Here is a 23204-nt window from a genome sequence, read left to right on the forward strand (position 1 = left end):
TTAGATTCTACACAAGCTAAGTTTGGCGGATGGGCGAAATAGGTTCCCCTTTTATCTCCTGATTTGACTCTTAAGGAAACTTCACAGTACGGGCAAATATATAGATTCTTTTCTGCTAGTTTTTTTACCTGATCAACTGGATATTTCTCTTTTAACGAATCAATAAATTCTTCCGTATTATCCCCTTTGTTTATAGCAAAATTCATCTTTTCCCCTACTTTTCTTTTTCTTTCAGTAAATTCTTTGTTGTCTCTTATTTATTGTACCTGAAATTACCAATAATTTTGATTACATAATTTTTTACTTATAAAAGAACAAGTACAATACCATCACAAATGTCAGTAAGGGTTGTGAATCAAATTTTTTACTACCGGTAGTTAAATATCTGTATATTTTCTTTGCAAAGAGAAAAGGACAGCTGTAAAAAATACAGCAGCCCCTTTCTATCTTTAATTTCTTAAATTCATTTTGATGCTGTGTTTATAAATACTTATCAATGGTTCCTTCAGATACAGTAAGATAATGCTGAATTAACGTTTCAAGTGATTGATGGCCTGTTTGTTGCGCGATAGTTGATATATCTGCACCTGCTGCGTGCATAGCTACCACTTGGCTTTTCCGGAAATTGTATCCAGTAAGCCCCGTCCATCGCTGCAAAGCTTTATAATAACCTATTTCACTAATTATCGTGCTTTCATAGCGTCCATTCTTATATACCCTCCCCACAAAATAATTGTCTACTTTAAGATGATATTCACGTATATAAATGTCAATTGCATGGATAACTTCCGGCGTGAGTCGCTTAGTATGCCATCTTTTTTGCTTCTTTAAATAAACATGCACGCATTTGTTGTTCAAATCGAAATCGCTTATTTTTAACCTCACCATTTCGCTCGGTCTATTAGCGGTGACTAGATTAACTAGACAAATTGCCTTTGCTCTTATCGGGAGACGATGTAGCATATCTATCAACTCTTTCTTATCAATGGCCGACTTTCCTCGAACTTGAGTCAAATGAGCGTATTGATCTTCCCGATACATTTTCCGTATCCCTGAAAGCTCATACGCCACTCCAGCCTCTCCTTTGAGATCTATTTTATGAATAACACTCAAGTACTTTCTAATAGCTGCCAATCGGCGTTCCCACGTTGTTCTCTTAACTTTCTGTTCAGTCAGTGAGACGTACAAATAATCAAGCATTGCCTCTGTACCAATCACTTGGCCTGTGCTGCCGCAATAGTTCTTGTATCTCCGAATATCACCCTCATATTGTTTTGGGATTTCTTCCATCTTTTTTTCAATGTGAATCTTTCTATTTTGATACCGTTTCTGAGTCTCCAAAGTGTCCTGGTGAATTACCAGTTTGAAACCTGTCATTTTTCTTCCTCCCCAGTCTTTTCAAAATCATTGTGAAACAACATTTATGATAAATTGATTTTGATAAAGGTAATGGGAGAAAGCAAAAGAGCCAGAGAAGGAAATTGAATCCTTCTTCTCTGACTCTTATAAACCATCGCTACTGAAATTTTTATTAATCAAAACAATTCTTAAAAATAAAGTTTTTCAGATATATAATTTCGTTTATATTTTAAAAATATAAATTTATTTATTAATTAATTTCAGTATACCCTGAAATGACACTCATAGTCTGCAGACTTATAGTATGCAGTGTCATATATTAGGAGAGGAAAGGAGAGCAATTTATGGATCATTTAAAGGTGTTTGGAAGAGCAGTAAAATTACGCCGGCAAGAATTAAATCTTTCTCAAGAAGAATTGGCTTTAATCAGTGGATTACATAGAACTTATATTGGCGGTATTGAACAAGGCACACGAAATATTGGATTATCAAATATTATTAAGCTCTCCAAAGCATTACGATTAAGTCCAAGTGAGCTTCTTTCTTGTTTTAATGAAAAGTCAGAAATTTAAAGTGAGGTTTAATTATATGGAAGTCTGTTTAAAACCCTTAAGTACTACCGGGAAGTTTTCTAAAGTGGTTCAACGAAAATGTTTTTTGCCTAAAGATCATTCCGGGAAATGCAGCGAATTTCATTTTTTGAGTCACTTACATACAGTCAAAAGCTCAGTTAGCAACAAAATAAGACGAGATTCTACACATACCACAGGAGCTGCTTGGAAGAGTTCAGATGCAGGTCCTAATAGAATTTTTAGGTGGGCAATGCTACTTAGCGATGAAGAACTCTTAGAATATGGATTAGATATGTCCGCACTAAAGCCTGGAGTACAGTTAAAATTAAGAGAAAAAGCTGCAGATTATGATTCTTGTATTGAAGTTGCTATTAAATTGACTTACTTAACTTATAACATGGCGGGTGCACCAACTCCTCCAGATGAAATCAAAAATTATCTTGAAGCTCACCATGGTTCTTTCGATCTTGGCAGTACTAAATGTGAAATATGCCAAGAACCTTTGAACTTTGCACTATTTAATGAAGCAAAAGTAGGGCGTGCTGCAATTGAAACCTGTCATCTTAATCCCAGAATTCATAACGCTCAAAACGTTGGATTTGGACACAGGGAATGTAACATCGCTCAAGGTAATAAAACTTTAGAGGAATTTTATGCATGGATTGATGGAATTTTAAAAAGAGCATCCTTATAAAGAAAATCTCGCATAAAATATGCGAGATTTTCTTTTTATAACTCATACTTGTGTTCAAACTTTCTAATTTTATTTAATAAAAGAGCTCTCATTTCAATCGTCTCTTTAAAGTCTTCAATTTTTTTAATCCATTCTGATGTTATATCTATTTTAGGTAACCTAATTTCGTTAATTCTTTCTCCTAAAGTACCTAATGTTGACTGAATAAATACAAGACTTCGAATTTGTTCTTTCACACTTGGAAGATTAAGTAAATACAAAAATTCATACGGATCATATGGCGAATCTTTAGATAATGAGAGAATCTTCAGGTGACTCTGAACTACACACTTTTTATTGTATTTAGTTAAAATTGAAGTGTTTCCAATCCTATACCTACCGTCAAATACAAATAGGATATCACCTTCTTCTAAAGATTGTAAATCAGCATATTGATTGTAAATTTCTTCACTGATTGAATTGGTAGGATCATTAGAAATTTCTAAGTTATTTATATCTGACGTTCTAATGAACGGAATGTCTCCAGTCCCGTATGCATCTGAGCCTATTTCATGTCCTTTTCGAATTGAGAGAAATCCATTTTCAACAAGTTCTTTAAATGTTATAGTATTCTCTTGTTTTTGATGCTGTTGAACATAGTTGTAATAGTATCTAGGAACTAAATAATAATCTTTCAGAAAACATTCTACCCATAATTTCTTATCATTAGTTAAAAAATCATTTGCAATTTTTTCAAAATCATCGGGGAATGCTTCACCAGTACTTGTATACGTTTTCCCTCTTTTATCATGTCCACAATTTAAAGCGACAGAGACCAAAGCAGTTTCATTTATACTTCTCTCTTGTGAGTTCTCAAATTTTTTAAAAAATAATATATTTGTTTTTGTGTCGGTCGATGGTTGGAACGTTGTTCTTGGACAATCAAGAAGAGCAAATATTTCTCCATGCTTTCTTATATAATCCCAAACAAACCCATAATTTTTATTTCCAAAAACCCCTTCTGGTAATACAACACCAAGTTTTCCTCCTGGTTTTAACATTCTAATACATAATTCTATAAATAAAATTTGAGGGTCTTGTGAGTTTGTGACAGCGTTTAATTTTTGCCATTTTCCTTTCTCTTTATCGAAAAGCCAGTCATGACCAAAAGAAAATCTTTTCAGAATATCCTTATCTTTTATTCCGATTTTGGAACCGAAAGGGGGATTAGTTAATATTACATCAGCAATTTCACTATTTTCTTTGTTGTCCCACATCTCAATAAGATGTTCAAAAGAATTTGCATTTTTTACATCAGATCTACCCTTAGTTGATATTTCTAATAATGCGGTTGCAAAATATGCTAAATCTTTATCTTTATCGATTCCGATAAATTTACCAGTAATCTCTTCATTGCTAAAGTTATTTTTTATAAAGCTAAATGCTTCAGTTAAAAATCCACCTGGTCCACAAGCTGGGTCTAATATTGTATCTGTAGGCTTAGGTGATACAATTTTGACCATACTCTTAGTTACATTTTTTGGTGTAAAAAATTGTCCTTTATCTCCTCTTATTTTTGGACCAATGAGCGCTTGAAATGCATCGCCAATAACTTGCGCAGGAGCATTATGTAAATTTATATTTTTTATTTCACTTAAAGCACTTTTAAGTGCTTTTTCATCTAATGAAAAGTTCTCAGTATATGCCTGTATTTTAGGAAACCCATTTTTAAGTAAGAATATTAACGAATCTTCTATATCTAATTCGTTATTTAAATATTCGTTAATTAACTTCCCGTTATATATTTTATCATCTGCTAATTTACATAGTAATAATTTTGAAAGATCGGAGATGATTGTTTCTGCTCTACTTGAATTACTATTAGAATAAAGATTGTAATACAATTTTTTAAATATTTCATTATAACTTTTCGTTTCATTTGTTAAAGAAACCATAAACTTCCCTCCCTATTATGTCTATTTGTATATTATAAGTAACTTTTCACGATGTGTAAAGTTACAAAATATTTTTCTTTAACACGTTATTTCTTTAAATGTGAAAATGTTTATAATTATAAAACTCTTTCTATTCTTATAAAAATGATATAGACAATTCTCTGTTCCCATAACTTAATCGGTAAAACTTATTCATTTAAGATATGTACTTTTTGATATGAATTTTGATAGAAAAAGCAATAAAAAAGAAGAAGATTTTCACCTTCTTCTCATTTCTATCAAAATCCATCGTTTTTGATAGGATGTTATCCATAAAAATTAATTTTTTTTCAACTAAAAAGAGAGCCACTTCAAAGGAGGATTTTGGTTATTCAATATTAGACAGATATTGAATCGGCCATATCAACATCAAATTCTTCAGTTTAAAGAAGTCTTTTTGACTTAGAGCTAGCACAAAATATAAAAGAAGTGGATCTTTCTCACAAAATTACCAAAGAGAAGATCCCTATATTTGAGAGTTCTTCTCTATATTAAATTCTGTTTCTAACAAAACTCCATTATTTATGGTGCGGTTCTCCGTAATAAACCTAAATGAGGTTTTTCTACATTAGAAATACAGATACTCTTACTTAATATATTTTGAAATCATTTATGAATGAGAATACTTTTACTAAGCCCTAAAAGTAAATCATTTTATTTAAAACAGTAATGTAAGGATTTACTCAAAACAAATAATTTCTCTATTCATATGCTTTTCATATTCTCAAAAGAAGTATGCCCAAAGATCTATAATAGGATTAAATAAACTCATCATCTCATTTCTTCTGTCATTGCTTAACTGAAAAATTAATGATATTCCAGCAAATATAGTTGCAGCTAAAGAAAGTATGACAGTAATAATTGTAAGCCCAAAAGACCTTCTTCTTAAAGAATTATTTGTTTTAATTTCTAGCAACTGTACCGTATCATCTATAATTTTCGCGAAACTTTGTGAGTGATCGTATGTTTTATCAATAATATAATTACTATTATCTACAATCATTTCAGTAGCGCTTATATCAACATACTTAGGATTTGATGGTTCAAAATCCACTATTTTTTTTATTTCAGATTTCACTTTATTAAAATAGTTACTGCCTATTTCATTTTTAAATCTTTTAAGTATTTGAAGGTCGCGTTCTAATTCGTATCTTATATTAATCAATTTATGATACTTAGGTTTTTCTTTTTGGATTGATGAAAAGGTTTTCTTTTGTTGTATGGCTACCTTTTCACTAGTATTTACCGCATATTCCCTCATTACCATAATTGGTAGAAGTAAATTCGCAAATTCTCCTGTCATGTACACAATTTGAAAATTAAGTGAATGAAACATTGGTTCATGTTTAATTGCTGAGTTACAAGTAACTTTTATTGAACTATCAATTAAATATGGTTTTCTTCCTTCAGTAAATAGTTTCCAGTATCCATCCTTAGAAATATCACTAAGAAAGTTATCCATTCCTATAGAGTTCCAGAATGAACTTCTTAGCTCATTTTCATCATATTTAAAAATACAAGAAGATTGTTTCAATTTGTATATTTCGATACTTGGAGGAATTAGTTTATTTTTAGTGAAATACATAGGAAAGTATTTATTAATCTCTTTCATTGTCCTCCATTTTAATTCCATAATTAAATCTTCTACCATCTGATTCTTTACAATATCGTAGGATAAACTTTTGCTACCCCAAAACTTAAACAGAGTTTTAAGATTTAGGTCAAATGAAAACCCTTCTTTTATATCGCTTTTAATCAAGTCTTTATACTTATTTATGAATTTATCAGATGGATTGATAACAAATTGTAAAATAATCGATGAGGAAGACGAGTGAGTTCCTTGTATTTTAATGTCTTTTACAAATTCTGAAATTCTCTTCTCCTCAGTAAAATCTATAGAACCAAAGTTACTCCAGCGACCTGCTTGAATACTCTTTTTTACGCTACTACAAAATTCATCTATTCGCTCAGTTTGTCCATGGTCAAAAGGAGAAGGATAGTTTTTCACTAATTTTTTTAGCCCTTTATTTAACTTATCAACGTTCTCAATAGGTATATACTCAGCCACATAGATAGACAGAAAATCTATATCAATTTCTTGAGAAGGTTCTAATGTATCAGTTTTATCTCTTTCCCACCCTTTAATATTAATTCTTGCAGATTTTAATACCTCGGGAATATATTTCGACTTTACTTTCCAATCTTCATCTAAAGGTATTTTTTTATATGCGGAACTACAAAGTCAGTAAACTTTCTATTGAGTTTTTCCTTTAAGCTTAATCTATTACGACTGTATGGATTTTTTAATTTCATTTTTATCTCCTCAAAATCCTTTCATAGAATGCAAAAAATATAAACCATAAAAACCTTACTTATGATGAGGCTCCTCATAGCTTGTGTTACAGCGGCCTTTAATTACAAAAGTTAAAATGTTTTATTTATTTGACTCATTTTTTAGTTTGAGTGCTGAGGATTTATCAACTCCATTAATTCAAATCCTGTGTTTATACTAGAGTAAATTGAGCACACCACAAAGAGCTCCCTGTCTCCAAATTTCACGATTTTGCTTCGGCCAGCCGATGCTGGTATGTGGTGGTGACCATGTATAGCACCGATTATATTGTATTCCTTAAATAATTTTTCAATCTTAGGTTCTATACAATTGTAATCCTTATTATACGCCCGGCTTTTTGTTGAAAGCATACTCAATTCATTAAACAGCGGTGCATGTGAAATAATTATTGTTGGGGTGTCATAATCATTTTCAAGTAGTTTATTCAAGTATTTAAGAATATATTGTTGCTGTTCTTTCTTCCTCTTAACTAGTGCTACAGGTATTGTGAGCCCAATATAGCGTATTCCATCGTGAACTACATGAGTATTGTTTAGTATGCTCATCTGGGGGAATCGTTTTTCGAGTTCAAACTTTACCACCTCGTAAAAACTGTGGTCGCCCACCGGCAACATATACCATGATTCGTCTGGATTTTCTAAAAAATTTTCAAACCATGGAGTATTTAGAAAAGGTTTAAAGTTTTTATTTTTCATCACTTTTCTATTTCTTGGCAAAATATCTAATAATTCATGATTACCAATTACATAGATGCCTTTAATATCTTCATTTGTGACTTGAGAATTAGAAATATCTCCTACTAATATATTGAAACTTTTATTGACGAATGGAAACTTCCCATCAAGAGAGTGAATATCGGAGACAACATTCAATAAATTTGTATTTTCCTTAGGAATAACCTTCTCAAAGTATTTTTCTGTATATTTAGGATGAACGCTATGCGGAATATAATTTTTCTTAAGTTCAGCAATTTCTTTGCCTGATTCGGATCTTAAGATCGGTTTATTTCTTAAATCTAGCGGCTGTTTCTCAACAATGACCGATCTTTCTAAACTTATTTTTTCTTCTTGATTCATTAAAATTAATTCGGGATTAATATCTGATTGATAGGTTAAAAACTTCTTCTCATTTCTATTATAAGCAAAAGTTTTTTCTAGCAGATTCGATTTTAATATTTCTACTTTTTTCCCATCTGTTGTTATGGGTAGTGTTGTAGTGAGTTGAACGACAAATCTAAGATATTCGTAAACATACTCAGATATTCCTGTATTTACATTTTCGCTAAATAGGAATTTACCTGCAAGATTTGCAGAAAGTGGGCCAGTTTCATCGTGTTGCAAAAGTCTGCCAAGAATTTGAATTTCAAATAATGGGTTTTGAAAGATGGCATTATAGGCTTGTTTGAATTTAATCGAGTTTTTATTAACCCGCTTATGAGTAATTTGAAAAATACTCAATTTAATGTATGTTTCTAAATTATTTTTATGCATATTAAGATACTCACGTGTCTCTTCTGGATGGAGTAAATACTGTATGGCTGCATGTTGGATATAATTTCTTGCTGTATCATAAGGAATAGCTGAATAAACAATGTCACCTCTAGAAAATACATCTAAATCTTTTGTGTTCATATTATAAGTCAACTTAAAGTATTCATTTCTAAAAATTGTTTTGTTGACGGGGCGGCGAGTGTTTTCTGGATAAAGGTCGAAAAGAGCGACTAGTTCTGCTGGTAGTTCCATCTCAGTTTCCGTTAATTTAAAAGGGACGTTCTTTTTAACGACGCTCAAAGAACCTTCTACTTTATTAACTTTCATTACCTCACCTCATCTTTTAGAGCCAATTTTTTAAAGTGATCTGCTCCCTATAAAGCTTTAAAATCACCATACCTTATAATCATATAACTAACAATCTATTCCATTTCAAATTACAAAAACCTACTGAAATGTTTTAAGAAATTATAAAGGGCCGTTATGTAATAACGGCCTAGGCAAAAAATATTAACAACTTATCTACAAACATGTATAGATAATCCTCTAATGTCTATAGTCTAAAACAAGTCTTTAATATCAAAGACTAGCTTTATTTCAGTTTTCTATATTGATTTATTTTCTCAATCCATTTTATAAGAAACTTCTTTTGCTTCCCCCAAAATTATAGGTTCGTATTGCATGGATACATCATTGGTAAACTGTGTATTCTCAATATCAATAAGGTGATCTAGAATTAAGGGGTGCACACCCTTCACGATTTGATTGAACTCCTCAATATAAGTCGCATATTTAGAATATGTATATTCTTGAAATGCTTTTTGAAAATCAACCGTGAGCGCCCCTTTACTTTCATGTCCGGTGAAGGGATCTACAATTTTGGGGAGGAACACCATATTCCAAGGTGCGGAAAATGCGAAAGGATTCTTCGTCCTGCCAAAAACATGGGAAACTTGATAATTCTGAAGGTCTCTGCCGATTCTATATCCTGTAAGTTTTTGAATGATTTTTTTCGGTTCTGCATTGTTCGTTGGATCTTTTTTAAAATTCCCATGTCCAAACACGTTTTCATATAAATCCATATAGAGGTGTGTAGACCTGCCGCCACTACCATAGCCTCTTATAGTCACCATACTACTTCCCTCATAGATTTTTGTTTTCAGATTCTCCCATTCAGTCCTCACATTTTCCTCTGGAATGAAAATAGCTTCTTTTAAACCGAAGTCGATAATTTCTTTTGAGCTTATACCAAAATTATCGAAAAATATTTGATATCCGTCTTTCATTCAACTGCCTCCTAGTTTACCGTTTTGTGAATAAAGAGGGGAATCGTCATTCGAAGCCCGGTTTAACCTAATTCCTTTGGTATCCATCTAACTTTTATTCTCCATATTCATTTTCTATATCAAGTTTTTCAACCTGTCATAAATATCCTTCCAACTTGCATTCAAATCCAATGTCATCACTTCCATACTCATTCGCTCATTCCAGTCATACTGCTCGTCCACCTGCTCGCCATTGGATGGATAAATTAGAATGCCTCGTAATTTCATTTCCTGATCCTGGTGCATCAAATAAGTAAACAATTGATACATATTCCCGCTGCGGAAAGATGATTTGCCATGGTGGACCTGAAAGATGTCTTTATAGAACTTGGCGTCAATGACGATTTTCTCAAGCCCGTTCTTATGGGTCAGGGAGACGTCCGTCCGCATACCTGGGAGTAATGCTTTGTTGCCTTCCAGTTTCCATTGCATACCTTCTGCTTTTACTCGATAATCTTGTTGCTCTAACTTATAGAAATTGAACAGGAAATTTTCGAAAAGACTGTTCAGCGAACGTTCATCGAGTTGCGCTGTAAACAGGCTCCAATTGCCGTTTTTATGGGACAGCAAAGTCATTTCGTGCAACAGAAGCGCGATTTGCAGAACTCGCTTGTAATGCATATTATGCCGCCCGAAAGAGAGCTTCGCAAAAGAGGATTTGGTGAGCGGTGGTGCTTCAACTTCCCCCATCAATTCCATATGATTGAAGCTGCGAGCTTTCGTATCCTGTTTGACATATTGGTTCAAGGTGATGGATTTCAAGGTGGATTTGATCAATTGATTGATGCGGATATTGGCTGTATACTCATCCTTCTCACAAACGACTATCGGCTTTTTGGAAATGATATAAGACATTGATGCTTCCATCACCATTCGGCCCGACAATCGATTGGTCGGTTCTGCAAAAGCTACATAATCCTTCACCAGTCCCCTGCGCTCAACGAGTGCGACTTCTTTTAAAAATTGTTTGCAGATGAAATCATAAGTGATCAAGTCCTCATCTACATCGTTCATACTATGGGCCAGTTCAGGCATATCATCTGCATAGCTGAGGAGGACGAACAGATTGCGTATTGGAACTTTGAAAAATTCCTCCATATTATATTTCCTTTATTAACTGCTCGACTATGTCAGGGCGGTCGAAATAGTATTCTTCCAGCAACGGCAGGATTTCAAATTCCATGATGCCCTCGAACCAGTAGCTTTCACTGATGCCCTCTGGCTTGGCGGTGAAGAAGGAATGGCCGATTGCGTAGCCATTTCCTAGCTGATACTCATTGACAATTTCATGATTCAGCTTCTCGACTGTCTGTTGGATTTTACTGACCATCTCAATCGATACATTCTCTTTGATCATATGTTGCCGCCACTTCTCATTAAATGCAGGCTCTAAGGTGACAAAAGCAAAACGACGGCGCAGTGCTACTTCCAGTTGTGCGAGTGATCGGTCGGCCGTATTCATCGTGCCGATCAAATGAAGATTGCTCGGAACGGTGAATTTCTCCTTTGAATAGCCCATCGTTACAAATTCGTCCCGTTTATCCCGTTCCATCAACATGAATAGCTCACCGAAAATCTTGGATAGATTGCCGCGGTTGATTTCGTCAATGACAAAATAATAATCCTGCTCGGGATTATCGAGCGCCCGTTGGCAGAAGTCGTAGAATACGCCAAATTGAAGTGAGAATCCATTCTCTTTCGGACGGAAGCCCATTACAAAATCCTCGTAGGAATAGTTTTGATGGAATTGAACCATCTCGACACGGCTCTCATCTTTCGTTCCCATCAGTGAGTAAGCGAGCCTTTTCGAGACGAACGTTTTCCCGACACCTGGAGGTCCTTGCAGGATGATGTTCTTCTTGTACTCCAAGAGACTGGCAATCTTGTCGTAGGTTTTCTCATTGATAAATACTTCATCAAGGAAGTCATCTTTGGAATAGGATTCATAAATTTCCTGTTCACTGATCGTCTCTCCCAGCGCTTGTTTCAGATTCGGTTTCAAGCCCCACAAGAAATGGTTGTTTTCTTCATACTCGCCTTCAAACAACACACACCAATAACATATAGTTCCGTCATCCCGCTTCACATCTTGCAGTCCTGTCTCTTCCTTAACTCTTTTTGCTAAATTGACTATCGGACTGTTAAACGAATTACGGCTCATCCCAAGCGCTTCTCCCAATTGAGTGGCGGTCGCCTGCCCGCCAAGTTCATACAATTTCGCGAGATAGAGCCAGTCTTTTTCAAGGAAGATGCTTCTGTCCCCCAGCAATTCAATCCATTTATCTTTGGTGAGTTCTTTTACAGGAGGGTTCACTATCTCAACATCAGTCTGCTCATTTGTAAACTCATCGAGGACATCGAGAATTTTGCTATGAAGGTCTTCAAATGTGAAGTCCTCTGCAGTATTTACATGTGCTACACTTCTTTGCCCGCCTTGCGGATGCTCGACTCCATTGTGCAGGCCATATTCAATCCCGTTCGGATCGATAGCGACGAACAATTGCGGTGCTGTCCGATGATTAGCATATTCTGCTTCGTAAACTGCCAGCCAGCAGCGCGATGTGCCGAACTGATTATTCCAGCTATAGCCGTTCAACACTTTGTCCTCTACAAACTTCCGATCTTTCAGCTCTTCAAAATTACGGATAGCACGGTGTATTTTTGTAAGCTCTCTTTGCACTTTCTTCTTTTTATCGAAATAGTAGAGTTGGAACAATATCGAAAAGTCGCTCCATGAATTTAGGATTTTTGTATCATACTTCGTACTGATATCCTTCTTGATGATGTCCATATCAACGACAGTAATAGACCCGTCTTCCAGTAACTTCTCCGCAATTTTGTGGCGGATCAGGTTTACTTTTTCTTTATTGCGGTATTGATCGCTTACTTGCTCCAGTATTTCAGGATCCATATCGGCTATGGTTTTCAGCATCAATTCCTGATCCTTTTCAAATTTTCCTAATTCAGTAGAAAGTTCGAGTAAATAATCCATTGCACTCTCGACTTTGATTTGGTCATAGGTAGTTGCACAGTAAAAGAAATCTTGTATGTCGAGAGCTGTCAAAGCTGGATCTTCCCGTTTGAAATGCTCTATTGCTAAATTACAGATATACCGGTAAACTTCATAGTTTTTCCCCGCCGAACCAAGCTTCAATTCGATTCCATAATCAGCCTTCACCGCTGTAAATACTTCTTGTTTGTATATTGGGAATTCCTTGTAGTTCTTGGCAGCCAGCAAATAGCCGAAAAGAGGTGCGCCGAGCGAGATTTCACTGCTGAATGCTTTTCCTTCTTCTCGAAACTTTTCGATTCGCTCACTAACAGGCGCATCAGAATTGTAAAGATCATTCATTAATGCAGCTACTTCGACAGGTTTTGCTTCCGCAAACTTCACTAAATCAGCAGTATTGCTCCAATGGACGAAACTGCCAGCATTCGGATTTTCCTTTTGCAGTTTTTTCGTGATATCGACTATCGTCAATTCGTTGATGTTCTGCCCTTTTAAAAATCCATTTAATCCAGAGAGGATTTCAAGCTTATAAGCTTCGTCGTATAATTTATTTTCCTTAAATTTTATGTATCTTCTATAAGAGATATCGATGTATGGGCTACCGAATATTTTCTTTCTGATTTCCGAATACTCACCTTGAGATGGCAAAGCTTTTCCTTCACGCAGATCATCTGCGAAATAAATTTCAGCCGCTTGCTCAAGTTCAGGGCGCAAGCTCCACACAAAACGGCTGCGATCCGGTTGCAACTCTCCTAAAAACGGGATATGCCAAGTTTGGTCTTCCCCACCCTCCTGCTTTGGATAGGCAAAACCAGGATAGTGCTTCATAATCCTTTTACCCAACTGATCTACTTGCAGATTAATTGCTCCCCTGCCTTTTAATCCGATTGCATGGGCGATGGGTGTGGCATGCGGTCGGCCATCATATTGCATGATGGCTAAAATCATTTGCTTGTCTCTTTCCTGGAACACTTCATCGTTGCGGAGCATCTCCACCCACTGGTCTTTTGTCATTTCAAGAGGTGTGTTATAGATAGTTTGTTCAGCCATAGGTATCATCCTTTCGAGTGATCGATCGAATATTTATTCCTTATAAAACGAGGCAATTGGTTAGAAAAAGGCGAATTTATTTTTGGAAATATTTTCACTTATCATATCATATGTTAATTAACTGTTATTTCTGCATCTTGATTGCAATGAGTAGTTCCATACATTCGATTTGACATGATACTACCAAAAAGAACGTTTGTTCGTTATAATAAAATTCAACTTTAGAATTTGTAGATCATGATTAAAATTACAGAAAGGAGCTGTTTGTATTGAAAAAAGAAATCAATTTGTATGTCGATGATTTAAGAGATTGTCCGGAAGGTTTTGTAGTGGCCAGAAATACAGAAGAGGCAATCGATTACCTGGAAAACTATACGGTGAAAATTTTGTCGTTGGATCATGATTTGGGCGAAGGCACCGATGGTCAGTTACTTCCGACCGGATACGATTTGGTAAAGCTATTTTGTGAAAGAGGCTATCATGCAGAGAAAATCTATATTCACACGGACAATGGCGCCGGCCGCGAGAACATGTTTCATACCTTGAAAGGCGCACAACGAAGAGGATTTATCGCTCCGGATATCGAGATCTATCATTATTCGATTACGGTGAACCGTTATTCTGGCGATTGATGTATGGTTACAGAAAAATCCCCAAAATGCGGATCATCCGCTTTTGGGGATTTTATTATTTTATTCAAGCGATATTCCTCCACTACCAATGTCCATTGCGATTCAACAGCGGTGTAATCCCGCTCTCGCGGTCGACTAAGATGATGATTTAGCCGAGCGTCGAAACGTCCTCTGATGATTTGAAGTAGAAGCGCTGATCTTCTTCAGTTTTACTTCCGAACATATTGATTTCACCGAAACCAGTTAACCAACTTGATTGGATTTCGTTAGAAACTTACGAGTTATGACTGAACTATTATTTTATATCTTGCTGGTGTGCAGGTTTAAGTAGTTATATGATTGGAAAAGAATAATCTTTAATGAACGAGCTCTTTTGCTAAATTAAATAGATGGAAATTTAGAGAGGATGTTATGAATTGGAAGTCCGACAAATGGCAACAGCATTCCTATTTCATCAGGGAAGTGTATTAATGATGAAAAAGGAAAAAAGTAAAATCTTTAATTTTGCATTTTGGGGTGGAATTGGAGGTCATATGGAACCCGATGAACTTAATTCTCCAAGAGAAGCAAGTTTCAGAGAAATTGAAGAAGAAACTGGATTCAAAAAGGATGACATTAAAGAATTCAAACTTAAATATATTCTACTCGAAAAAAATAATGGAGAAATACGCCAGCAATATGTCTACTTTGGAGAAACAAAGCATTTAAACTATATCCCTTCAGATGAAGGAGAATTATTTTGGATTCCTAAGAATGAATTAGCTGATCTGCATACTTCAAAAGCTATTGATTTAACTATTGAACACTATTTGAAAAACAACGAAATTGACGGAGTTTTTGTCGGAACCATGATGACTAACAGCGAGCCTGCATCTGAAATTCAATGGTCAGTCATCACAGAGACCATTGGTTTTTAGAAATAAGGGAATAGAAACTGTTTTCTTTTTCAACCAGTAGTGCTTCATAGCCACTTTAGAGAATGGTAACCTTAAATAGATAATATGCTTCATAAGCAAAGGAGAATTCTTACATATGAATAATCGGTGGTACGGGACGATGGCCATGTTATTAGGAATCATATCTTTTTTTACAGGTGAAATTGTAACTTTCATCATGCTTTCATTTATATTGATGGCTTTAATTAATATTAATACAACCTTAAAAGCTAACCATAAAAAAGAGTGGGAACGAAAAGAGAGATAAAACGTCGCCAAGAACTCATTCGCTACTCAAGAACTGAAGGAGACGAAAACATGACTGTATTCCCTAATGATGCAGATGGACAAGTGTTAAAAATGTTAGCTAAACAAGGTGTCGATTTTAAACAACCACAACCTGTAGAATTTGTGGTGGTCGTTCCAGATAAACAACGCGGTGAAGCTGTGTTAGACACGTTAAGAAGTGATGGCTTTACTTGTGAATTAGAATATGATGAGGAAATGGAAGAATGGACTTGTTATTGTTTTAAAACCATGCTTTTAACTTACGAAGAGATCATGGACATGCAAAAGCGACTGGACGACTTAAGTAAACCCTATGATGGATACACAGAGGGATGGGGACTCATGGTTAACTAAACGTTTTTCAAAAGAGTGGCTGCCGCTGCTCTTTTTTCTATGCGTTGACCTTTTCTCTAGCATTGATATAAAGGCAAAATTCGATGGATAAATTTGTCTAAAAAATAGATTGTGGATTTCGTAATTGTCGCATATGATGAAGATGTAAATAAATTACAGGGAAGAAGGAGATGTGTTGAAGAAGATCCTCAGCGTTCTTATGTCGGTTATCCTAGTAGCTGGGTTTGTGTCTATGCCTACTGTTTCATCCGCAGCCACCCCGACCATGAAGGTCCATTTTATTAACGTTGGTCAAGGGGATGCCACCTACATCAAAATGCCAGGCGGCGAAGATATCCTCATCGATGGCGGAAGCCAAGGACAAGGCGATAAGATTATTGCCTACCTGAAGAAACAAAAAGTCGATGACATCGAGATCATGATTGCGACCCATCCGGATGCCGATCATATTGGCGCGCTGGATGAAGTGTTAAAAGCGTATAAAGTAGAGGCCGTCTATGCCCCGAAAGTGTCGCATACTACCAATGCCTACAAAAACTTCTTGAATGCGGTCAAAGCAGAAAAACTGACCATTAAAACGGCCAAGGCCGGCGTCAAGCTCCCGTTGAAAACCGGGACAGCGAAGTTTGTGGGACCTGTACGGGATTATGGAAAAACCGATTTGAACAACTGGAGCGCAGTTCTTCATATCACCTACAACAAAAACAAGTTCCTATTCACAGGCGATGCAGAAAAAATGGCTGAATCGGATATGGTCAAAGCCAAACAAACGCTTCAAGCAGATGTGTTGAAGGTTGGGCACCACGGCGCCAAGACCTCCTCCAATGCAAACTTCTTGGAAGTCGTGAAACCTAAGTATGGGGTCATCAGCGTGGGCAAAAATTCGTATGGCCATCCGTCCACCGAGGTGCTGAATCGATTCAAACCGTACAAGACCACCATCTACCGGACGGATCAAAAAGGAAACATCATCTTTACGTCGACCGGCACAAAAATTACGGTCGCCACGGTGAAATAATCATGAAGCCCCTAAAAGGAATCATCGATCGTTTTGAAGAAGACATTGCCGTGGTGGAAATTGACGGGGTTACGCAAGACTTCCAGAAGCGTTTCTTTCCGGCAGCTGCCAAGCCGGGTGACTTTGTCGAAATCAACGGAAACCAAGTCACCATTCTCCATGAGGAAACCGAAAAGCGTAGAAAAGAAATTGAAGAATTAATGGACGAGCTCTGGGAAGACTAAAGAGCTTCTATAGAAAAATCCCCAAAATGCGGATCATCCGCTTTTGGGGATTTTATTATTACACTCAATTGGAGAGCTTTAAAAAATCAGTTCAAATAAATAATTAAAAAACCTCAGTTTCTGGAACTGGGTTTTTTTAATCTCTCATTATTCGCAGTATCCCTTTTTCGTATCTGACTCCTTGTCTACCTTCTCCCCCGGCAACTTCCCCAAAGCCCCAGCGTCCACTTTTAAAACCCAACTTCCGGGAGGCGCTGTGTGATGAAAACGTTTTGGCTGTTCGGTTACCGGCAAGCGCTTTGCTGCATTTTTCCCGTCATCATTTTCGCGGCACTGGCTTTGTCAAAATACATCGAGATTCCTTATCTGCCCCGTTATGATTTTATTCTATTTGTGTGCATACTCGCGCAGGTGGTCATGCTCGCGTCCAAACTGGAGACTTGGGATGAGTTCAAAGTCATTCTGGTGTTCCACGCAATCGGCCTCGGGCTGGAATTGTACAAGGTCCACATGGGATCGTGGGCATATCCCGAAGAAGCCTACAGCAAGTTTTTCGGCGTGCCGCTCTATAGCGGCTTCATGTACGCCAGTGTTGCGAGCTATATCTGCCAAGCATGGCGGCGTTTCGACCTGTACATGTATGGATGGCCGAAGCCCTTCTATAGCATCGCCATCAGCATCTTGATCTACGCGAACTTTTTCACACATCATTTTACGTACGACATCCGCTGGGGACTCAAACTTTTGCTCGTGCTGATTTTCTTCCGCACCGTCGTGACGTTTCGCATCGACGAAAAAATCTTTAAAATGCCGATGATTCTGTCGTTCCTGTTGATCAGTTTCTTCATCTGGATCGCAGAAAACATCACGACCTTCCTCGGCGCCTGGCAATACCCGAACCAGGAAGCGGCCTGGTCGCTCGTCCACATCGGCAAAATCAGCTCGTGGTTTTTGCTCGTCATCATCTCGGTCATCATCGTCGCCCAGCTGAAGCGGGTGAAAAGCTCCTTGAAACAACCAGCACGAACCAGCGCAACGCTACAAAAAGAAAGCTGATAGCCCCCTTTTATCGATTACTGATAGAAGATTTAACGCTCCAAGCAAAGAACTTTTGACATTCCCCAACAAATGAAGTAAATTATCATATGGACGAACATTATGATTCGTTCTACGCAATAATATTCGTGTTTAGGAGTGTAATGAATGGAAAATGTATTTGATTATGAAGATATCCAACTAGTTCCTGCAAAAGCAGTGGTAAATAGCCGTTCAGAATGTGATACAACGATAGAGTTTGGCGGGCGCACGTTTAAGTTGCCGGTCGTGCCGGCCAATATGCAGACAATCGTCGATGAAAAGATCGCCACGTTTTTGGCAGAAAATAATTATTTCTATATTATGCATCGCTTCGAACCGGAAAAACGCTTGGCGTTCGCGAAAGACATGCAAGCACGAGGACTGTACGCGTCGATTAGTGTCGGGGTCAAACCCGAAGAGTACGATTTCGTCCAGCAGTTGGTGGACGCTGGTGTTACTCCCGAGTACATCACGATCGATGTGGCGCACGGCCATTCGAACCCGGTGATCGACATGATCGGGCACATCAAAAAATCGCTTCCAGATAGCTTCGTCATCGCCGGCAACGTCGGAACGCCGGAAGCAGTGCGCGAACTCGAAAATGCAGGTGCGGATGCGACGAAAGTGGGCATCGGCCCCGGCAAGGTGTGCATCACCAAGATCAAGACCGGCTTCGGCACCGGCGGCTGGCAATTGGCCGCCCTGCGTTTGTGCGCGAAAGCCGCCAGCAAACCGATCATCGCGGACGGCGGCATCCGGACACACGGCGATATCGCCAAATCGGTGCGTTTCGGCGCTTCGATGGTCATGATCGGCTCGTTGTTCGCCGGGCACGAAGAGTCTCCAGGACAAACCGTCGAACAAGACGGCAAGCTCTTGAAGGAATACTTCGGTTCTGCGTCCGAGTTCCAAAAAGGCGAAAAGAAAAACGTCGAAGGTAAGAAAATGTATGTGGAATTCAAAGGCTCGATGAAAGATACATTGATCGAGATGGAGCAGGATCTGCAGTCGGCAATTTCTTATGCAGGCGGCAATCACTTGCTCTCCATCCGCCAAGTCGACTATGTCATCGTCAAGAACTCGATTTTTAATGGGGATAAAGTGTATTAAACAACTCCATCATTTCATCAGAAAAAGCAGCCGTCGCAACGGCTGCTTTTTTGATTTGTTTCTAAGCTTTCTTCGCCTTGCACATAGAAAGCTGTGATTATTTTTTATTTTTTTGCTGTGTCAGGTTTTCCGTCACGCGAAACCTTACAATTCGGCGGATCGAGTCGTAGAGCTTTAATTGGTCGAACGGCAACGGAACCGAGCCTTTTCCTTTAAATCATTGCCATCGCTACTGCTCTTCTATTGACTTCACATCCCGCTCTCAATGATGCCGAAGATATCTGAGTACAAGGCTTTTACGTTTTGCTCAGTCATTTCATCGTTATGTAAGGAATATCTCGAAAAACGTTGCTCCCCATCCGGTGTTTCCAAAAAGCTGGTGGCGTAGTAATTGTGATACGGAATTTCTCTCGCGTCATCATAGTCCAATTCCGGATCGGTAAAAGGATAGGCATCCGTGTTGGATTCCATGAAGAAAAATGGTACATGCGACTCGGGGTAGACGGAGGCATACTGGCTTTCAGCCGCTTCTGAAAGCTTGTCTCTCATGATGAAGACGGCATCAAACTGTGCCAGTTTGTCTGGAGAAAACTCATCGAACGAAATTTCTAAGAGATCGATGTGGTCTTCTCTCACGTCTGGCGTTGTCCCCAATACGGCAATCTTCAACACCTCGCCGTCGTAAGGCGGGAAAACCGGCTGCGATGAACAGCCACTTGACAGCAGCAACCCCACCAACCACAGCGCGATGCCGATTTGTTTCGCTTTGTTCATGGCCATCCCTCCTCCATTTCCGCATTATGCTTAAGGAAACGCCAGCCAATAAGCGATTGGCAGAAATATAATGATAAAAATGCCGCCGCTGATCAGTGTATGTCTTTTCGGAATCGCCCATCTTTTCTCCAGCGCTACTACGTGCATCGACAGCAATAAATAACCGCCAATCCCAAACAGAAAGCTGAGCTGATCACCGTGGATGGCAAGTGAGCGGATGAGTCCTATAACGATAAATAGCATACCGATCTTGCATAATGCGATAGTGAAATACTTGGTGTTATCTGGTTTCATATTGACGCTCCTTTCACATACGTACTGTGCTTAAGCTAAAAAATTAAACACATCGAAATAAATGACCACCGTGACCGCTATGACCCAGATGAGCATTTCGCTGATGGTCAACACGGATTCTTTCGGCTGCTCCGAGTGCTTCCATTGAAAATACGCCCTGACGAATGCGTCCGTAGCCATCCACGCAATATATAATAAGAGATAAAGCATGACTGGAACCTCTTGAAAAATCACCAGGTAAATGATGGTGATTCCTACAAACAACCAGCCCCATCTCACGCGTTTGTCGATCTTTTTATGTTGGTCATTGACATGCTCGTGTGACAAGAAATCCTTCTCGCGTTTTTCGATCTTCAATAATTTTCTTAAACTAAATTTCATAACGAATATTGTTGCAATAACAATCACAAAAAAGAGAATGAATTTCAACCAAGACATAGACACCGCTCCTTATTGGATAACTGCTCGATTACTGGGGCTCTTCTAGCTCAACACGTTCCTGTTTGTTCACTGCTATTTTTGCCACTTCGGCTTTTGACGACAACGTCCCGAGCACATCCAACCTGTGGATCAGCCACACAACCAGCCCCTGTATCGACATGGCGACGATGACGAGAATCAAGTGTGAGGTTTGGTAGAACACATTAGCCAAGATAAAGAAAATCGGTCCCGCAGCTAAATAGGAAAGGTATTGATTTTTCGTCGCGATGTAGACGATCGTTGCCAGACAGCTCGTAATGAAAAACAGTTCCAATAACACGCCCAGATTATCAAAAAAATCAATCGAATAAGCGAGTTCATCCCAATAGGTCATGCGTTTTTCCTCCATTTCATGTCACGTGACAGCTTTTATTCATCGTAACATTTAATGGAAAAAATGTTAGTCTTTATTTTCAGAATAATCATTGCTACAATCTAGTTAAATGGTATATTTTACAAAATAATTCCAGAGCTCTACCTAACGCAATATGGATTCTCCTGTTTGTTTCAGGATGACTTCGCGATTCGGTTTAAAAGGCATTTATCGGTAGTTTGGATTATTTGAAGGGACTTTGACTATGAGAACTTACTGGCTTTTCATCATCGGCTTGCTGGTCCATTTATCGCTGCTGATCATCAACGACTTTTTTCCAGGCACACTCGCCGTGCTCGGCATTCCGATGTGGCTCGTACTGGCGGTCATCGCCGGGCTTGTGGTCGCTGTACTCATCAGGGATTCTGGAGAACGGGAGAAATATTTCCACATCATTTTTCCTGTTTTGATGTACGGTTATCCGATTTCATTGATCGCATTTTTGGTGTGGATCGGCGGCGAATCGAGCTATGGCATTTCGCTGACGAGTTCCGCTTTATGGATTCCTGTAGCGGTCAGCGCATGGCATATGTACTCGCTTCATGATGAAGCCATAAAACAAGAAACGAGTGAACTTGAGAAGTGAGCATATTCGTTACGAATGACAAGGAGGCCAATCCAGTGAACAATTACAAACGTTTTACAAGCAGCTCGATCCCTTATTTCTTAGCCGGCATCCTTTGTTTGATTGCCGGATTTAACGGTGAAGCGCTGGCGACGGCTTTTTCCAAACCGCCCAGTGAAACATCGTGGTTCGTGTCCGGAAACTTAATCGATACGTTCACCTATGTTCCGCTCATGATCGGGGGTTGTCTGCTCGTTTTAGGGTTGGGAAAATCGCTGTTTTCTTCGAACCCCTCCCGTCCGTAACGCAGCTCGCCTTCAGCGCCATCCGAAAAAACCGCCCCGCAGAAATTTTGCAGGGCGGTTTCTTTATTCTTTTCTCAAACTTTTTGTTCCCCTTGAAGCTTTCATTCGGGACGTGTTTGCGATGGCACCCCCATCGATGCGCAAATCGATGCCGGTGATATAAGACGCCGCGTCACTTAGCAGAAACTCGATGCCTGAAGCGATTTCTTGAAGATCGCCTTTTCGCCGCAGCGGCGTGTGGTCGAGTATCGCTTTGACTTCTTCTTGCGCAAGCGCTTCTTGGATGCTCGCTTCAGCGTGGACGATGCCGGGCGACAGCGAGTTGAGGCGTGCGCCTTTTTCGCCCCACACCCAAGCTTGATCTTCCACGATCAAGTGAACGGCGAGTTTGGACATGCCGTAAGCCGCTTTGGAATCGGCTTGCGTGAATTGTTCCACCGTGCCGGCGAAGTTCTGGTCGAGCTGTTGTTTCAGTACGGCCATATAAGGGCCGTCTTTTGGCATCGTGTAGGCGCTTATCGAGGAAATCATGACCGCAGATGTCGTTTCGTTCGCGAGCGGTAAAAACGCCTCCAACAGATGGCCGACCCCGAGCAGGTTGACAGCGGCGATGCGTTTCGGATCCGCTTGTTCGGGCGTCAAGTCCGCCGTATGGACAAGCCCCCGCAGCCTGCCGAGCCCAGCGGCTGCCTGTGCCAGTTGTTGAACCGTTTGTTTGGAAGTCAGGTCAACCGCCAGGATGTGGACATCTTGCAGCCCCTTTTGCTCGAGTTCCGCTTTCGCCCGAAGCAAGCAATGCTCCCCAATGTCCACCAGCAGCACTGCCCCATTTTTTCCGACACGCTCGGCCGTCGCTTTCCCTAAGCTTCCCGAGCCGCCGGCAATCACGTATACATCCCTTGTCATGTGCTTTTCCTCCTGTCATTTACTATAATTAGCATAAGCGCAT

Annotated in this window: 25 protein-coding genes; 12 read left to right on the forward strand and 13 right to left on the reverse strand. The window is 38.8% G+C overall.

What is annotated here, in order from left to right; all coding sequences use genetic code 11:
* Together ACFO5U_RS11180 and ACFO5U_RS11185 are read right to left on the reverse strand one after the other, a co-directional pair.
* Window positions 1–206: competence protein CoiA family protein (locus ACFO5U_RS11180; RefSeq protein ID WP_377279145.1), on the reverse strand; the 206-nt coding region annotated here is incomplete at its 3' end.
* Window positions 207–480: 274 nt separating this feature from the next.
* Complete coding sequence (locus ACFO5U_RS11185) at window positions 481–1377, reverse strand: tyrosine-type recombinase/integrase (RefSeq protein WP_377279146.1); 897 nt, start codon at window positions 1375–1377, stop codon at window positions 481–483.
* 326 nt (window positions 1378–1703) lie between these two features.
* On the opposite strand from ACFO5U_RS11185, the gene ACFO5U_RS11190 reads away from it, so the two are divergent.
* A complete protein-coding gene (locus ACFO5U_RS11190; protein ID WP_377279147.1) occupies window positions 1704–1931 on the forward strand; it encodes a helix-turn-helix domain-containing protein in 228 nt (75 codons plus the stop codon).
* A gap of 64 nt (window positions 1932–1995) precedes the next feature.
* Entirely contained in the window at window positions 1996–2625 is a 630-nt protein-coding gene (locus tag ACFO5U_RS11195; protein ID WP_377279148.1) for a hypothetical protein, read from the forward strand.
* 35 nt (window positions 2626–2660) lie between these two features.
* Here ACFO5U_RS11195 and ACFO5U_RS11200 read toward each other — a convergent pair whose 3' ends face one another.
* The 6 genes from ACFO5U_RS11200 to ACFO5U_RS11225 form a co-directional block, all read right to left on the reverse strand.
* Window positions 2661–4559, reverse strand: a complete 1899-nt coding sequence (locus ACFO5U_RS11200) for an N-6 DNA methylase (protein ID WP_377279149.1) — start codon at window positions 4557–4559, stop codon at window positions 2661–2663.
* Window positions 4560–5322: 763 nt separating this feature from the next.
* Window positions 5323–6606 carry a hypothetical protein gene (locus ACFO5U_RS11205; RefSeq protein WP_377279150.1) on the reverse strand — a complete coding sequence of 428 codons (1284 nt, stop codon included), beginning with the start codon at window positions 6604–6606 and terminating at the stop codon, window positions 5323–5325.
* Between the two features lie 446 nt (window positions 6607–7052).
* Window positions 7053–8768 (reverse strand): metallophosphoesterase, encoded by a 1716-nt coding sequence (locus ACFO5U_RS11210; protein ID WP_377279151.1) that lies wholly within the window; start codon window positions 8766–8768, stop codon window positions 7053–7055.
* A gap of 296 nt (window positions 8769–9064) precedes the next feature.
* Window positions 9065–9727, reverse strand: coding sequence for a hypothetical protein (locus ACFO5U_RS11215; RefSeq protein WP_377279152.1), 663 nt, complete (start codon window positions 9725–9727; stop codon window positions 9065–9067).
* 114 nt (window positions 9728–9841) lie between these two features.
* A complete protein-coding gene (locus tag ACFO5U_RS11220; RefSeq protein WP_377279153.1) occupies window positions 9842–10864 on the reverse strand; it encodes an McrC family protein in 1023 nt (340 codons plus the stop codon).
* Window position 10865: 1 nt separating this feature from the next.
* On the reverse strand, window positions 10866–13826 hold the full coding sequence (locus ACFO5U_RS11225) for an AAA family ATPase (RefSeq protein WP_377279154.1): 2961 nt from the start codon (window positions 13824–13826) through the stop codon (window positions 10866–10868).
* A 269-nt stretch (window positions 13827–14095) separates the two neighbouring features.
* Between ACFO5U_RS11225 and ACFO5U_RS11230 the strand changes: the two genes are divergently transcribed.
* The 8 genes from ACFO5U_RS11230 (at window position 14096) to guaC (ending at window position 19464) form a co-directional block, all read left to right on the forward strand.
* Window positions 14096–14458, forward strand: coding sequence for a cyclic-phosphate processing receiver domain-containing protein (locus tag ACFO5U_RS11230; protein ID WP_377279155.1), 363 nt, complete (start codon window positions 14096–14098; stop codon window positions 14456–14458).
* 431 nt (window positions 14459–14889) lie between these two features.
* Window positions 14890–15375, forward strand: a complete 486-nt coding sequence (locus ACFO5U_RS11235; protein ID WP_377279156.1) for an NUDIX domain-containing protein — start codon at window positions 14890–14892, stop codon at window positions 15373–15375.
* 115 nt (window positions 15376–15490) lie between these two features.
* Window positions 15491–15661 carry a hypothetical protein gene (locus tag ACFO5U_RS11240; RefSeq protein WP_377279157.1) on the forward strand — a complete coding sequence of 57 codons (171 nt, stop codon included), beginning with the start codon at window positions 15491–15493 and terminating at the stop codon, window positions 15659–15661.
* A gap of 50 nt (window positions 15662–15711) precedes the next feature.
* Window positions 15712–16035, forward strand: a complete 324-nt coding sequence (locus ACFO5U_RS11245; RefSeq protein ID WP_377279158.1) for a ribonuclease E inhibitor RraB — start codon at window positions 15712–15714, stop codon at window positions 16033–16035.
* 172 nt (window positions 16036–16207) lie between these two features.
* Window positions 16208–17053: a ComEC/Rec2 family competence protein gene (locus ACFO5U_RS11250; RefSeq protein ID WP_377279159.1), complete on the forward strand. Its 846-nt coding sequence runs from the start codon at window positions 16208–16210 to the stop codon at window positions 17051–17053.
* A gap of 2 nt (window positions 17054–17055) precedes the next feature.
* Window positions 17056–17277: a DUF3006 domain-containing protein gene (locus tag ACFO5U_RS11255; RefSeq protein WP_377279160.1), complete on the forward strand. Its 222-nt coding sequence runs from the start codon at window positions 17056–17058 to the stop codon at window positions 17275–17277.
* A 261-nt stretch (window positions 17278–17538) separates the two neighbouring features.
* Entirely contained in the window at window positions 17539–18333 is a 795-nt protein-coding gene (locus ACFO5U_RS11260) for a DUF817 domain-containing protein (protein ID WP_377279161.1), read from the forward strand.
* A gap of 147 nt (window positions 18334–18480) precedes the next feature.
* Window positions 18481–19464: a GMP reductase gene (gene guaC, locus ACFO5U_RS11265; protein ID WP_377279162.1), complete on the forward strand. Its 984-nt coding sequence runs from the start codon at window positions 18481–18483 to the stop codon at window positions 19462–19464.
* 249 nt (window positions 19465–19713) lie between these two features.
* Here the strand turns inward: guaC and ACFO5U_RS11270 are convergent, their stop codons facing one another.
* The 4 genes from ACFO5U_RS11270 to ACFO5U_RS11285 are packed head-to-tail and all read right to left on the reverse strand — an operon-like array spanning window position 19714 to window position 21346.
* On the reverse strand, window positions 19714–20238 hold the full coding sequence (locus tag ACFO5U_RS11270; RefSeq protein WP_377279163.1) for a hypothetical protein: 525 nt from the start codon (window positions 20236–20238) through the stop codon (window positions 19714–19716).
* Window positions 20239–20268: 30 nt separating this feature from the next.
* Window positions 20269–20532: a hypothetical protein gene (locus ACFO5U_RS11275; RefSeq protein WP_377279164.1), complete on the reverse strand. Its 264-nt coding sequence runs from the start codon at window positions 20530–20532 to the stop codon at window positions 20269–20271.
* A 30-nt stretch (window positions 20533–20562) separates the two neighbouring features.
* Window positions 20563–20970: a DUF4181 domain-containing protein gene (locus ACFO5U_RS11280; RefSeq protein ID WP_377279165.1), complete on the reverse strand. Its 408-nt coding sequence runs from the start codon at window positions 20968–20970 to the stop codon at window positions 20563–20565.
* A 31-nt stretch (window positions 20971–21001) separates the two neighbouring features.
* Window positions 21002–21346 (reverse strand): hypothetical protein, encoded by a 345-nt coding sequence (locus ACFO5U_RS11285; protein ID WP_377279166.1) that lies wholly within the window; start codon window positions 21344–21346, stop codon window positions 21002–21004.
* Between the two features lie 244 nt (window positions 21347–21590).
* On the opposite strand from ACFO5U_RS11285, the gene ACFO5U_RS11290 reads away from it, so the two are divergent.
* Both ACFO5U_RS11290 and ACFO5U_RS11295 read left to right on the forward strand, forming a co-directional pair.
* Window positions 21591–21971, forward strand: coding sequence for a hypothetical protein (locus tag ACFO5U_RS11290; RefSeq protein ID WP_377279167.1), 381 nt, complete (start codon window positions 21591–21593; stop codon window positions 21969–21971).
* 35 nt (window positions 21972–22006) lie between these two features.
* Complete coding sequence (locus ACFO5U_RS11295) at window positions 22007–22255, forward strand: hypothetical protein (RefSeq protein WP_377279168.1); 249 nt, start codon at window positions 22007–22009, stop codon at window positions 22253–22255.
* A gap of 63 nt (window positions 22256–22318) precedes the next feature.
* Here the strand turns inward: ACFO5U_RS11295 and ACFO5U_RS11300 are convergent, their stop codons facing one another.
* A complete protein-coding gene (locus tag ACFO5U_RS11300) occupies window positions 22319–23161 on the reverse strand; it encodes an SDR family oxidoreductase (RefSeq protein ID WP_377279169.1) in 843 nt (280 codons plus the stop codon).
* Between the last annotated feature and the right edge of the window lie 43 nt (window positions 23162–23204).

The organism is Planococcus dechangensis, assembly GCF_042654465.1.
GTDB lineage: Bacteria > Bacillota > Bacilli > Bacillales_A > Planococcaceae > Planococcus > Planococcus dechangensis.

What these genes read in the sequence shown, in the direction of transcription:
- ACFO5U_RS11185 (WP_377279146.1), bottom strand. Translation starts at nt 1,377, where the DNA reads ATGACAGGTTTCAAACTGGTAATTCACCAGGACACTTTGGAGACTCAG.
- ACFO5U_RS11190 (WP_377279147.1), top strand. Translation starts at nt 1,704, where the DNA reads ATGGATCATTTAAAGGTGTTTGGAAGAGCAGTAAAATTACGCCGGCAA.
- ACFO5U_RS11200 (WP_377279149.1), bottom strand. Translation starts at nt 4,559, where the DNA reads ATGGTTTCTTTAACAAATGAAACGAAAAGTTATAATGAAATATTTAAA.
- ACFO5U_RS11210 (WP_377279151.1), bottom strand. Translation starts at nt 8,768, where the DNA reads ATGAAAGTTAATAAAGTAGAAGGTTCTTTGAGCGTCGTTAAAAAGAAC.
- ACFO5U_RS11215 (WP_377279152.1), bottom strand. Translation starts at nt 9,727, where the DNA reads ATGAAAGACGGATATCAAATATTTTTCGATAATTTTGGTATAAGCTCA.
- ACFO5U_RS11220 (WP_377279153.1), bottom strand. Translation starts at nt 10,864, where the DNA reads ATGGAGGAATTTTTCAAAGTTCCAATACGCAATCTGTTCGTCCTCCTC.
- ACFO5U_RS11225 (WP_377279154.1), bottom strand. Translation starts at nt 13,826, where the DNA reads ATGGCTGAACAAACTATCTATAACACACCTCTTGAAATGACAAAAGAC.
- ACFO5U_RS11235 (WP_377279156.1), top strand. Translation starts at nt 14,890, where the DNA reads ATGGCAACAGCATTCCTATTTCATCAGGGAAGTGTATTAATGATGAAA.
- ACFO5U_RS11240 (WP_377279157.1), top strand. Translation starts at nt 15,491, where the DNA reads ATGAATAATCGGTGGTACGGGACGATGGCCATGTTATTAGGAATCATA.
- ACFO5U_RS11245 (WP_377279158.1), top strand. Translation starts at nt 15,712, where the DNA reads ATGACTGTATTCCCTAATGATGCAGATGGACAAGTGTTAAAAATGTTA.
- ACFO5U_RS11255 (WP_377279160.1), top strand. Translation starts at nt 17,056, where the DNA reads ATGAAGCCCCTAAAAGGAATCATCGATCGTTTTGAAGAAGACATTGCC.
- ACFO5U_RS11260 (WP_377279161.1), top strand. Translation starts at nt 17,539, where the DNA reads ATGAAAACGTTTTGGCTGTTCGGTTACCGGCAAGCGCTTTGCTGCATT.
- guaC (WP_377279162.1), top strand. Translation starts at nt 18,481, where the DNA reads ATGGAAAATGTATTTGATTATGAAGATATCCAACTAGTTCCTGCAAAA.
- ACFO5U_RS11270 (WP_377279163.1), bottom strand. Translation starts at nt 20,238, where the DNA reads ATGAACAAAGCGAAACAAATCGGCATCGCGCTGTGGTTGGTGGGGTTG.
- ACFO5U_RS11275 (WP_377279164.1), bottom strand. Translation starts at nt 20,532, where the DNA reads ATGAAACCAGATAACACCAAGTATTTCACTATCGCATTATGCAAGATC.
- ACFO5U_RS11280 (WP_377279165.1), bottom strand. Translation starts at nt 20,970, where the DNA reads ATGTCTTGGTTGAAATTCATTCTCTTTTTTGTGATTGTTATTGCAACA.
- ACFO5U_RS11285 (WP_377279166.1), bottom strand. Translation starts at nt 21,346, where the DNA reads ATGACCTATTGGGATGAACTCGCTTATTCGATTGATTTTTTTGATAAT.
- ACFO5U_RS11290 (WP_377279167.1), top strand. Translation starts at nt 21,591, where the DNA reads ATGAGAACTTACTGGCTTTTCATCATCGGCTTGCTGGTCCATTTATCG.
- ACFO5U_RS11300 (WP_377279169.1), bottom strand. Translation starts at nt 23,161, where the DNA reads ATGACAAGGGATGTATACGTGATTGCCGGCGGCTCGGGAAGCTTAGGG.